Origin of the sequence: Phenylobacterium sp., from assembly GCF_016793225.1 — a bacterium.
Lineage (GTDB): Bacteria > Pseudomonadota > Alphaproteobacteria > Caulobacterales > Caulobacteraceae > Phenylobacterium.
In genome coordinates, this window is record NZ_JAEUMN010000005.1 from 44,201 (window position 1) to 54,882 (window position 10,682).

At 71.6% G+C, this 10,682-nt stretch carries 12 protein-coding genes; 6 read left to right on the forward strand and 6 right to left on the reverse strand.

Annotation, left to right across the window (positions count from 1 at the left end):
• Nucleotides 1–4 precede the first annotated feature (4 nt).
• Nucleotides 5–532, forward strand: coding sequence for an SRPBCC domain-containing protein (locus JNK30_RS00395; protein ID WP_293479126.1), 528 nt, complete (start codon nt 5–7; stop codon nt 530–532).
• On the opposite strand, the gene JNK30_RS00400 is transcribed toward JNK30_RS00395, so the two are convergent.
• Complete coding sequence (locus JNK30_RS00400) at nt 508–1,242, reverse strand: pyridoxamine 5'-phosphate oxidase family protein (protein WP_293479127.1); 735 nt, start codon at nt 1,240–1,242, stop codon at nt 508–510. The genes JNK30_RS00395 and JNK30_RS00400 overlap by 25 nt on opposite strands.
• Before the next feature lie 118 nt (nt 1,243–1,360).
• On the opposite strand from JNK30_RS00400, the gene JNK30_RS00405 reads away from it, so the two are divergent.
• Entirely contained in the window at nt 1,361–2,794 is a 1,434-nt protein-coding gene (locus JNK30_RS00405) for a PLP-dependent aminotransferase family protein (protein WP_293479129.1), read from the forward strand.
• Between the two features lie 30 nt (nt 2,795–2,824).
• Here JNK30_RS00405 and JNK30_RS00410 read toward each other — a convergent pair whose 3' ends face one another.
• On the reverse strand, nt 2,825–3,703 hold the full coding sequence (locus JNK30_RS00410) for an acyl-CoA thioesterase II (protein WP_293479131.1): 879 nt from the start codon (nt 3,701–3,703) through the stop codon (nt 2,825–2,827).
• A gap of 62 nt (nt 3,704–3,765) precedes the next feature.
• Nucleotides 3,766–4,659 carry an acyl-CoA thioesterase II gene (locus JNK30_RS00415; protein ID WP_293479133.1) on the reverse strand — a complete coding sequence of 298 codons (894 nt, stop codon included), beginning with the start codon at nt 4,657–4,659 and terminating at the stop codon, nt 3,766–3,768.
• Nucleotides 4,660–4,735: 76 nt separating this feature from the next.
• Between JNK30_RS00415 and JNK30_RS00420 the strand changes: the two genes are divergently transcribed.
• From JNK30_RS00420 to rplS, 3 genes are read left to right on the forward strand one after another with little or no spacing between them, the layout of a single operon-like run.
• Nucleotides 4,736–5,347, forward strand: coding sequence for a hypothetical protein (locus tag JNK30_RS00420; protein WP_293479135.1), 612 nt, complete (start codon nt 4,736–4,738; stop codon nt 5,345–5,347).
• Between the two features lie 42 nt (nt 5,348–5,389).
• Complete coding sequence (trmD, locus tag JNK30_RS00425) at nt 5,390–6,115, forward strand: tRNA (guanosine(37)-N1)-methyltransferase TrmD (protein ID WP_293479137.1); 726 nt, start codon at nt 5,390–5,392, stop codon at nt 6,113–6,115.
• 20 nt (nt 6,116–6,135) lie between these two features.
• Nucleotides 6,136–6,528: a 50S ribosomal protein L19 gene (rplS, locus tag JNK30_RS00430; RefSeq protein WP_293479139.1), complete on the forward strand. Its 393-nt coding sequence runs from the start codon at nt 6,136–6,138 to the stop codon at nt 6,526–6,528.
• A 131-nt stretch (nt 6,529–6,659) separates the two neighbouring features.
• Here rplS and JNK30_RS00435 read toward each other — a convergent pair whose 3' ends face one another.
• From JNK30_RS00435 to JNK30_RS00445, 3 genes are all read right to left on the reverse strand, one after another.
• On the reverse strand, nt 6,660–7,457 hold the full coding sequence (locus JNK30_RS00435; RefSeq protein WP_293479141.1) for a PEPxxWA-CTERM sorting domain-containing protein: 798 nt from the start codon (nt 7,455–7,457) through the stop codon (nt 6,660–6,662).
• Between the two features lie 126 nt (nt 7,458–7,583).
• Nucleotides 7,584–8,471, reverse strand: a complete 888-nt coding sequence (locus JNK30_RS00440; protein ID WP_293479143.1) for a LysR family transcriptional regulator — start codon at nt 8,469–8,471, stop codon at nt 7,584–7,586.
• A 446-nt stretch (nt 8,472–8,917) separates the two neighbouring features.
• The gene (locus tag JNK30_RS00445) at nt 8,918–9,193 is read right to left on the reverse strand and encodes a hypothetical protein (protein ID WP_293479144.1); all 276 of its coding nucleotides are present in this window, start codon (nt 9,191–9,193) and stop codon (nt 8,918–8,920) included.
• 197 nt (nt 9,194–9,390) lie between these two features.
• Here JNK30_RS00445 and leuC point away from each other — a divergent pair.
• Nucleotides 9,391–10,682: 3-isopropylmalate dehydratase large subunit (gene leuC, locus JNK30_RS00450; protein WP_293479146.1), on the forward strand; the 1,292-nt coding region annotated here is incomplete at its 3' end.

Sequence of the window (10,682 nt, forward strand, 5' to 3'; positions counted from 1 at the left end):
AGCCATGAGGTCCGGGGTTTTGGCGGCGGCGGTCGTGCTGGCGCTCGCCGGCGCGGCGCGCGCCGAGGTGGTGGAGCAGCTCCCGGGCGGCTTCCGCCTCAAGTCGGTGGTGCAGATCGCGGCGCCGCCCGAGCGGGTGTACCAGGCGATCGGCCAGCTGGGCCGCTGGTGGGACCCCCAGCATTCCTACTCCGGCCGCGCCGAGAACCTGAGCCTGGACCTGCGGCCGGGCGGCTGCTGGTGCGAGACCCTGGGCGGCGGCGACGGCGTGCAGCACGGCGTGGTGGTGCTGGCGGCGCCCAAGCTGGGCATGATCCGCGCGCACGCGGCGCTCGGCCCGCTGCAGGACGAGGGCGTCAGCGCCGCGCTGCTCTGGCAACTCAAGGCCAAGGACGGCGGCACGGAGCTCACCGCGACCTACAATGTGGGCGGCGCGCGGGACTTCATCGTGAAGGCCGCGCCGGTGATCGACGGCGTCCTCTCGACCAACTGGGGCCGGCTGAAGCGCTACGTCGAGACCGGCGCACCCTGACCACGCGCCTGGGCGCTGCGGGCGGCCTGGGCCAGCGCCTCGTCGAGCCGCGCGCCCTCCCGGTAGGGCGCGAGGTCGAGGGTCGGCGCCCCGCCCGCGCCCATGGCGGGCTCGGGCAGCGCCGCGCCGATCCGGGTCTCCACCGGGAACACGCCGCACCAGGCGGCCCAGCCCGTATCGGCGGGCAGGTCGGCGACGCCGGTCTGGCGGATCTTCGCCGAGGCCTCCTCGATGTCCATGACGACCATGGCGGTGGCGGCGACCTCCTCGTCGGTGGCCGGCCGCAGCTTGAGGGGCCGGCCCGCGTAGAGCCGGTCGATGAACCGGTCGAGCGCCGCCCGGCGCTCCGCGATCCCCTCCACCCGCCGCGCGCGGCCGAAGGCCATCACCGAGCGGTAGTTCAGCGAGTGCACGAAGCCCGAGCGGCCGACGATGAAGCCGTCCAGGAAGCTGACCGTCACGCAGACGGGCGCGCCGTCCACGGCGTCAAGCATCCGGCTCATGGCCGAGCCGTGCCAGTAGAGCCGGCGGCCCTCGCGCCAGTAGGCCGTCGGCGTCACATAGGGCTGGCCGTCGAGCACATAGCCGACGTGCGCCATCACGCCCGCGTCCAGCACGGCGTGGACGGTGGCTTCGTCGTAGTGGGCCCGTTGCGGCCGGCGGCGCACGCGGGCGCGGTCGGTGGGGGCGTAGGCGGTGGTCTGGTCCATGGCGGCTTCCGGGGCGGCGCGCGGCCGCGATCTCTTTCGCCTTGGCGAGCTAGGCCGCGCGTGGTCTGGTGGACAGGTCCAATAATGGACAATCCTGCAGACCACTTCGGGAGGGACGGTGAGCTGGTCCGAGGTGTATCCGTGGCGTGAGCCGGACCCCGGCGGCCCGGTGATCCGCCAGGTCTACGAGCAGGTGCGCGCCGCCATCCACGACGGCGCCCTGAAGCCGGGCGGCCGTCTGCCGTCCAGCCGCGACCTCGCGCAGCGGCTCGGCGTCGCGCGCGCCTCGGTGGTGGCGGCGTACGACCAGCTGCTGGCCGAGGGCTACGCCGAGGGGCGCCAGGGCTCGGGCACCTACGTGAGCGGCGACCTGTCTGGCGTGGTCGACGTGCGGCCGGCGCCGGCGCCCGCGCCGCCATCGGACGCCGCCGAGGCCGAGCTCGGCTTCGGTCCCCTCTCGCCCGCGTCGCAGACCTTCTCGAACGGTCGCACCCTGATGGACGCCCGCGCCCTGGACGCCTGGTCGAAGTCCACCCGCCGGGCCCTGCGGCACCTGGACCCCGTCCACTTCGGCTACAGCGAGGCGGCGGGCGACGCGCGGCTGCGCGCGGCGGTGGCCGACTACCTGCGGGCGGCGCGCGGCGTCGTCTGCGCGCCCGACCAGGTGATCCTGACCTCCGGCGCCCAGCAGGCGACCGACCTGGCGCTCCGCACGCTGCTGCGGCGGGGCGACGAGGTGTGGCTGGAGGACCCGGGCTACGCGCCCACCTGGCACGCGGCCGAGCGGGCGGGCGCGGCGGCCGTGCCGGTGCCGGTCGACCGGCACGGCCTCGTGGTCCAGGCGGGGATCGACAGGGCGCCGCGGGCGCGCGCCTGCTTCGTCACGCCGTCGCACCAGTTTCCGTACGGCGTCGCCATGTCGATGGCGCGGCGGCTCGAGCTGGCCGCCTGGGCGCGGTCGGCGGGCGCCTGGGTGATCGAGGACGACTATGCGGCCGAGTTCCGGTACGCGGGCGCGCCGTTGCCCTCGCTCCAGGGCCTCGATGGCGGCGAGCGGGTCGTCTATGTGGGCACCTTCAACAAGTCGATCTTCCCGGGCATCCGCCTGGGCTACATCGTAGCCCCGCGCGAGCTGGTCGCGCCGCTCTCGGCCATGCGCCGGCTCACCGACCGCCAGCCGCCGACCATCACCCAGGCGATCACCCTGGATTTCATGGAGAGCGGCCAGTTCGCCGCCCACATCCGCCGCCGACGCCTGGCCTACCGGGCCCAGCGGGACGCCCTGGCCGAGGCGCTCGAGCGGCGCCTGGGCCACCTGCTGGCCGTCGACGTCCCGCCCCAGGGCATGCACCTGATCGCCTACTTGAAGGACGGACGGTCCGACGTCGATGTCGAGGCGCGCGCCCTGGACCACGGCGTGACGGCCCGCGCGATCAGCCCCCTTTTCCACGACGAGACGCCCAGACGCGGGCTGCTCCTCGGCTTCACGGGCTTCCCGGTGAGCGCGATGGCGCCCGGCGTCGCGAGGCTGGCCGCGGTGCTGGAGGCCTGAGAGCCCGCCGGACGTCCGGCTCGGCCGGCGTCAGGTCCGGGGCTTCGGGGCGCGCATGCGCATCAGGCCTTCCTGGGCGCAGCTCGCCACGAGGGCCCCGTCCGACGCGCGGTAGATGTAGCCCAGGTTGAAGCCGCGGCCGCCGGAGGCCGAGGGGCTCTCCTGCACATAGAGGTGCCAGTCGTTGAAGTCGGTCGGCCGGTGGAACCACATGGCGTGGTCCAGGCTGGCCGACATGAAGCCCGGCGTGCGCCAGCTCACGCCGTGCGGCCGGATCGAGGTGCCCAGGAGGCTCATGTCCGAGGCGTAGGCCAGCACCACCTGGTGCATGTGGGCGTCGGCGCCGATCGGATGGCGGGCGCGGAACCACACCTCCTGGCGCGGCTCGCGGGGCTCGGGCGCGGCGCTGTCCCAGCGCTCGCCCACGGTGCGCATCTCGATGGGCTGGGCCTTGTCGATCCAGTCCAGTTCCTCGGGCGGCGGGTTCGGGTTCATCCGCCGGCGCACCGCCTGGTCGTCCTCGACCTCGTCCCATCCGGGCGCCGCGGGCATGTCGGACTGGTGCTCGTAGCCCTGCTCGTCCACCTGGAACGAGGCCGCGAGGTTGAAGATCTGCTGGCCCTTCTGCACCGCGATCACCCGCCGCGTGGTGAAGCTGCCGCCGTCGCGGCTGCGGTCCACCTCGAAGATGATCGGGATCGAAGGATCGCCCGGCCGGATGAAGTAGCAGTGCAGCGAGTGGCAGGCCCGCGCGTCCACCGTCTCGTAGGCCGCCAGCAGCGACTGGGCGATCACCTGGCCGCCGTAGATGCGCTGGCGCGTGCGCTCGTCGTCGGGCGTGAAGCCGCGGAACAGGTTCACCTCGAGCCGTTCCAGCTTGAGGGTGTCCACGAGGGTCTGGCTGTCCATGACCGCGCCTATGCTGCAGTGCGAAAGGCTCGGCTGATACGCCCCGGCGGGGGCGTCGGCAACTAGGTCGGCTTGCGCATCCGCATCAGCCCCTCCTGCGCCACGGAGGCGACCAGCGTCCCGTCCTCGGCGTAGATCGCCCCCCGGATCAGCCCGCGGCCGTCCGAGGCCGAGGGGCTGTCGTGGACGTAGAGGTGCCACTGGTTGAAGTCGGTGGGGCGGTGGAACCACATGGCGTGGTCCAGGCTGGCCGACTGGAAGCCCGGCGTCTGCCAGTGCACCGCATAGGGGCGCATGGCGGTCGACAGCAGGTTCATGTCGGACGCGTAGGCGAGGATCACCTGGTGCATGTGCGGGTCGTCGCCGATGGGCGTCGCGCACCGGAACCAGTTCTGCGCCACGGGCTCCTTGGGCTTCCCGTCCCGCCAGTACGAGCGCGCGTCCTGCGAGCGCATCTCGATCGGCTGCGGCCGGGACAGCCAGCGCTTCGCCTCCTCGGGCGCGTGCTTCATGGCCTCCTTCAGCATCTCCATCTGGTCGGGCAGCTCGGACCAGTGCGGTCCGGGCGGCATCGGCGACTGGTGGCTGAAGCCCTCCTCCGGGTCCTTGAACGAGGCGGCGAGGTTGAAGATCTGCTTGCCGTGCTGGACGGCGATGACGCGCCGCGTGGTGAAGCTGCCGCCGTCGCGCGAGCGGTCCACCTCGAAGACGATCGGCACGGTGGGGTCGCCCGGCCGGATGAAATAGCAGTGCATCGAGTGGCAGACGCGCGCCTCGATGGTCTCGTAGGCCGCCAGCAGCGACTGGGCGATCACCTGGCCGCCGAAGATCCGCCCCGGCCGGTTGTCGGGCGACGTTCCGCGGAACAGGTTCTCCTCGATCCGCTCCAGCTGCAGCGTCTCGACCAGGGTCTCGTCCTGGGCTTCGTCTTCGGGGGCGATGGGCGTATCGGTCATCGGCGCCGCTTACGCGCCCGGCCGCAGTCGGGCAAGGTGTTGCCTCGCAGGCGCAAGCATCATCATCCTCCCCACGATGGACAACCCTGGCGACAGCTATACGCCCGTCTGGCGCACGCCGCTGGCCATGGCGCTGCTCGCCTGGATGGGGCTGGCGATCGGCGCGATCGTCGGCGTCTGGCGCGGGCTGGAGACGCTGCCCCCCGGCGTCGTCCTGGGGCTGGCGGCGGGCCTGCTCGTGGCCTGCCCCGTGCTGCTGCTGATCTGGTCGTTCTGGACGATGATGCGCGATCCGGTCACGGGGTGGATCGCGCCCTCGGCCCTCCTGGCGTTCCTGGGCGGCATGGTGCCCGCCTGGGGTCCGCTGCTCGACGCCGGAGTGCGGCTGAACTTCGAGAGCCATCGGCCCACCTACGAGGCCGTCGTCGCCGACGCGGCGGCCGGCCGGCTCGCGCGCCTCTCCGCGGCGCCCGGCGGCTGGGTGGAAGAGGACCGCGATGGCCTGCGCTTCCGTTACCGGGGCGGACGGCCCGAGCGGATCGACTTCATCTGGGCGCGCAACGCCTACATCGAGGCCGGCGTGCGCTACAACGCCCGCCCCTGCCGCCCCACCCCGCGCATGAAGTGCCTCGGCGCCGGCCTGCCCCTCGCCAACGGCTACAGCCACTACGTCCTGCTGCGGCCGTGAGCCCTTGACCTCGCGCCGGCTTCCGCGCCCTAGGAAGCCGCCATGTCGTTCGACTGCACCGTGCTGACCATGTTCCCGGAGGCGTTTCCGGGGCCGCTGGGCGTCTCGCTCATCGGCACGGCGTGGCGCGAGGCCGCGCTGTGGACGCTGGAAACGGTGGACATCCGGGGCTTTTCCACAGATAAGCGCGGCTTCCTGGACGACACCCCTGCGGGTGGCGGTCCGGGGCAGGTGATGCGGGCCGACGTGATCGCCTCCGCGCTCGACAGCGTGGAGCGGCGCGAACGCCCGCTTTTGTACATGAGCGCCCGGGGTCGCCCCATCACCCAGGCGCGCGTGAAAGCGTGGGCTTCCGGCCCGGGACTGATCGTCCTGTGCGGGCGGTTCGAGGGGGTGGACCAGCGGGTGCTCGACGCCCGCGGGTTCGAGGAGGTCGCGATCGGAGACGCGGTCCTCGCCGGTGGCGAGGCGGCGGCCATGGTGGCGATCGAGGCGTGCGTACGGCTGGTCCCGGGTGTGCTGGGGCAGGCCGAGAGTCTGAGTGAAGAGTCCTTCGAGGACGGGCTTCTCGAACATCCGCAGTACACGCGACCGCGGACGTTCGAGGGGATCGACATCCCGGAGATCCTGCTGAGCGGCCATCACGCGGAAATCCGCAAGTGGCGGCAGGCGCAGCGGGAAAGCGTCACGCGGGAACGGCGACCCGATTTGTGGGCCGCCAGGACCGCCAATCAACAGGCAAAGGGCGCCCCCAGATCCAAAGGGTAAGCCCAGTAAGGACAAGACCGATGAACGTGATCGAACAGCTGCGCAAGGAAGAGGCCGACCGCCTCCTGGCCACGCGCAAGGTCCCCGAGTTCCGCCCCGGCGACACGGTGCGCGTGAACGTGAAGATCAAGGAAGGCGAGCGCGAGCGCGTCCAGGCCTACGAGGGCGTCTGCATCGCCCGCTCGGGCCAGGGCATCGACGAGAGCTTCACCGTCCGCAAGATTTCCTTCGGCGAGGGCGTGGAGCGGGTGTTCCCGATCCTGTCGCCGATGATCGAGAGCATCGAGGTGAAGCGCCGCGGCGTCGTGCGCCGCGCCAAGCTCTATTACCTCCGCGACCGCCGCGGTAAGAGCGCCCGCATCGCCGAGCGCCAGATGACGGCGGCGAAGGAAGAGGCGCCCGCGGGCGACTGACGCAGCCCTCACAGCTCCAGACAGCAAAACGGCGGCTCGAGCCCTCGAGCCGCCGTCTTCGTGTCATCCCTGCAGAACGAACGACGCCCCGGCCTGCAAGGTCGGGGCGTCGCCGCCGTCGGAAATGTGGATCAGGCGAAGGCGAACCTGCGCCGCGCGCCGCGCAGGAGAGCGCCGACGCCGCCGAAGCCCATCAGCATCATGGCCCAGGTCGAGGGCTCGGGCACCCCCGCGCTGATGCTGTCGACATTGCTGGCGATCAGGGCCGGGTTGCCGTTGTCGAACTCGAGGATCACCCGGTTCGGGTTGTAGCCGGTGACCGTGGCCCCGAACTCCACCTGCGTGTCGTTGTAGGGCAGCGAGACGCCGGCGAGCAGCGAACTGGCGGCCCCGATCGCCGTGGCGTTGACGTTCCCGGACGAACCGCCTTCACCGCCCCCGTGCGGCCCCGCATTGCCCTGAACCAGGCCGATGGGGTTGATGCCCTGGTCGTTCGTCGCGAACGCCGCGAACGAGCCGCGATACTCGCCGATGTAGCCGCCGCCCGGGTTGGACAGCACATAGTTGATGGCGTTGGTGAACAGCTGCCCCGTGGTGGCGTCGCTGCCGAGGCCGTCCTGGAAGTCGCCGTTGAACAGCACGACGTTGCCGGAGACATAGGCCTTCACGTTGGCGGCGGCCGTCGCCGAGAGCCCAACGCCGAAGCTGCTGCCGTCCCGCGTGTAGACGAAGGCGTCATAGCTGTTCAGGAAGCCGGACGTGGCCAGTTGGGCGTCGCTGACGTACGTCACGCTGTGGCCCAGCCCGGTGTACCAGCTGCCGATGTTGTTCTGGCCGAAGATGGCGAGATTGGCGGCGGAGGCGCTGGACGCGACCCCGGCGGCCAGAGCCACGGCGGCGGCGGCGGCCGTAAACTTACCCCAGGTCATTGTATTCCCCTTTTGTACCGGCCGGCCAACGGGTCGGCGCCCACATGACGTCACCAGACGCCTTTGGCGACTCTTCCACAACGCAGTTCGCCCAACGGGGGATTCCAAGCGCCGCCACAACCTCGGTCAGTCTGCGGCGTAGTCAGCGAGCTCGCGGGCCAGGTGGTCGAACATCAGCCGCATGCGCGGGCTGCCCCGCAGCGTCTCGTGCATGCAGATCCAGATCTCCAGCTTGAAGGAGAAGAGGTCCGGAAGCACCGGCGTGAGGCCGAAGCGCCGGCCGATCTGGCGCTGGCATGCGCCGATCCCGAAGCCCGCCTTCAGCGCCGCGAGCTGGGCCACGTCGTTGTCGGTCCGCAGGGCGAAGAGGTCGCGCGTGATCGGCCGTCCCACCGACAGGTCGTTAACCATGGCGGGGAACTGCCGGTCGAAGCCGATCAGGGTATGGTCCGCGAGCTCGTCCAGCGAAGCCGGGGCGCCCTTGCGCTCCAGGTAACCGGGCGCGGCGTGGAAGCCGATCGTCAGCTCGCCCACCTTCTTCGCCACCAGGCTGTTCTGGGTGGGCCGCCCCATGCGCACCGCCACGTCGGCGTCGCGGCGGCTCAGGTCCTCGTTCCTGTTCGAGAGCACCAGCTCCACGTCGATGCCCGGATTCGCGGTCCGGAACCGGGTCAGGATCTCGGGCAGCACCTCGATGCCGATGATGTCGCTGGCGGCCACGCGCACCACGCCGCCTTCGCCGCTGGCGACCCCCGAGGCGTCCCGCCCCGCCGCCTCCGCCGCCGCGGCCATGTCGGCCAGGTGCGGGCGGAAGGCCAGCGCCAGGTCGGTGGGCTGCAGCCCGCGCGGGCTGCGCAGGAACAGCGGCGCCCCGAGCTGCCGCTCAAGCTGGTCGATGTGCCGGCCCAGCGTGGGCTGGGTGAGCCGCCGCAGCCGCGCGGCCGCCGAGAAGCTGCCCGCCTCCAGCACCGCGTGCAGGCTCTGCAGAAGGTCCCAGTCCAGCGCTCCAGGCATGCGCATATGAAGACCTGTTCCGCCGCAAACGGCAATTCCGGCCAGAGCGGGAGTTGCGGCGAGAGGTTCCGTCCCAAACCCTTGTCATCCCGGTTTCGCCGCAGGCGAACACCGGGACCCATAGACTCCGCGGGTCCGGAAGGGGCGCGGCGGTGACGCTGGCGGGCCGCCACGGCGATCGGGCGCGTATGGGTCCCGGTGTTCCGCTTTCGCGGAAACCGGGATGACAGCTGAAAGGGTGGGAGCGTTGTGGATGATCGGGTGTCGAGGGGAGGCGCTCGTGGGGGTCCGGGCTCGACTCAAAGTCTCCGACCGTCCCGGCGAATGCCGGGGCCCAGATCCATGGGCGCGGTGGTGGTGGGAAGGCCTGTGGAACCCGCTTCCGAGCCCTTCCATCTGGATCCCGGCATTCGCCGGGATGGTCGGGCCGGGGCGTTCGGACGGCGTCAGGGATCGTAGATGATGAGCGCGCAGCCCCACTTCAGCGCGGTCTCGTAGGCGGCGCGGAAGTCCTCGGGCAGGGCGGGCAGGTCGATCACCTCGGCGGTCCGGAGGACCGCGATCTCGCGCCACCCCTGGTTCTCGAGGTCGGCGACCGCCACGGCGCGGGCGGCCTCCTCGTCGTTCCCGGCCGCAAACGCCAGGATGGTCAGCGGCGCCGGCGCTCCCGCCTCCACCGCCTCCAGCGTCACCACGAACATCCCCGGCGGCGTCTCGTCCATCCGTGATGGTTATCCGGCGATCCGGGCCCCAGGGGAAGCAAGCCTGCCGACCTTCTCCGGGCCCTCCGCGGGGCCCGCGAGGCACATCGCGCCCTGGCGCCATTCCCCCGCCCGAGGCAGGAAATTGCTGCGGCTGCGCACAATCTGCGGCGTTGCAGCACTAGACGTGCGCGCCTGCGCCGCCCTACATGCCGCCCATGCCCGGCAAGACCCTCTACGACAAGATCTGGGACGCGCACGTCGTCGCCGAACAGGACGGCGAGGCGATCCTCTACATCGACCTGCACCTCATCCACGAGGTGACGACGCCGCAGGCCTTCGCGGGCCTCAAGGCCAACCGGCGCCCCGTGCGGCGGCCGGACCGCACGCTGGCCGTGGCCGACCACAACGTCCCCACCGAGGGCCAGGCCGAGGGCGTCGACGCCGTGGCCGACGAGGAGGCCCGCCTGCAGCTGCAGACTCTGGGCAGGAACGTCGAGGCCTACGGGATCGAGTTCTTCCCCATGGGGGACATCCGCAACGGCATCGTCCACGTGGTGGGCCCCGAGCAGGGCCGCACCCAGCCGGGCATGACCATCGTCTGCGGCGACAGCCACACGTCCACCCACGGCGCGTTCGGCGCGCTGGCGCACGGCATCGGCACGTCCGAGGTCGAGCACGTCCTGGCCACCCAGACCCTGCGCCAGAAGAAGGCGAAGAACTTCCGCGTCCGCATCGAGGGCGAGCCCGCCCCGGGCGTCGGCGCCAAGGACTTCGCCCTGGCCGTCATCGGCGAGATCGGCACGGCGGGTGGCACCGGCTCGGTGATCGAGTACGCCGGCTCGGCCGTGCGGGCGCTCTCGATGGAGGGCCGCATGACGCTGTGCAACCTGACCATCGAGGGCGGGGCCAAGGCGGGCCTGGTGGCCCCCGACGAGACCACCTTCGAGTACCTCAAGGGCCGCCCGGCGACGCCGAAAGGCGGGGCCTGGGAGATGGCGCTGGCCTACTGGAAGACCTTCTTCACCGACGAGGACGCGGTGTTCGACCGCGAGCTCGTGCTCGACGCCGCGAAGATCGCCCCCAGCGTCACCTGGGGCACCAGCCCCGAGGACGTGATCCCGGTGACGGGCCGCGTCCCCGATCCCGAGAGCTTCGCCACGCCCGACAAGCGCGCCTCGGCCGCCCGCGCCCTCGCCTACATGGGCCTGACCGCCGGCCAGCCTATCACCGAGGCCAAGGTGGACGTGGTGTTCATCGGCTCCTGCACCAACAGCCGCATCGAGGACCTGCGCGCCGCCGCCAGGATCGCCGAGGGTCGAAAGGTGGCCGACGGCGTCCGCGCCATGGTCGTGCCGGGCTCGGGCCTCGTCCGCGCCCAGGCGGAAGCCGAGGGCCTGGACGAGATCTTCCTGGCCGCCGGTTTCGAATGGCGCGAGCCGGGCTGCTCCATGTGCCTGGGCATGAACCCCGACAAGCTGACCCCCGGCCAGCGCTGCGCCTCCACGTC

Bases quoted from the DNA above. Each gene is read 5' to 3' on its own strand.
- JNK30_RS00440 (WP_293479143.1), bottom strand. From the start codon at position 8,471: ATGCCTGGAGCGCTGGACTGGGACCTTCTGCAGAGCCTGCACGCGGTG.
- JNK30_RS00410 (WP_293479131.1), bottom strand. From the start codon at position 3,703: ATGGACAGCCAGACCCTCGTGGACACCCTCAAGCTGGAACGGCTCGAG.
- JNK30_RS00445 (WP_293479144.1), bottom strand. From the start codon at position 9,193: ATGGACGAGACGCCGCCGGGGATGTTCGTGGTGACGCTGGAGGCGGTG.
- JNK30_RS00400 (WP_293479127.1), bottom strand. From the start codon at position 1,242: ATGGACCAGACCACCGCCTACGCCCCCACCGACCGCGCCCGCGTGCGC.
- JNK30_RS00395 (WP_293479126.1), top strand. From the start codon at position 5: ATGAGGTCCGGGGTTTTGGCGGCGGCGGTCGTGCTGGCGCTCGCCGGC.
- JNK30_RS00415 (WP_293479133.1), bottom strand. From the start codon at position 4,659: ATGACCGATACGCCCATCGCCCCCGAAGACGAAGCCCAGGACGAGACC.
- JNK30_RS00435 (WP_293479141.1), bottom strand. From the start codon at position 7,457: ATGACCTGGGGTAAGTTTACGGCCGCCGCCGCCGCCGTGGCTCTGGCC.
- rplS (WP_293479139.1), top strand. From the start codon at position 6,136: ATGAACGTGATCGAACAGCTGCGCAAGGAAGAGGCCGACCGCCTCCTG.
- JNK30_RS00420 (WP_293479135.1), top strand. From the start codon at position 4,736: ATGGACAACCCTGGCGACAGCTATACGCCCGTCTGGCGCACGCCGCTG.
- trmD (WP_293479137.1), top strand. From the start codon at position 5,390: ATGTCGTTCGACTGCACCGTGCTGACCATGTTCCCGGAGGCGTTTCCG.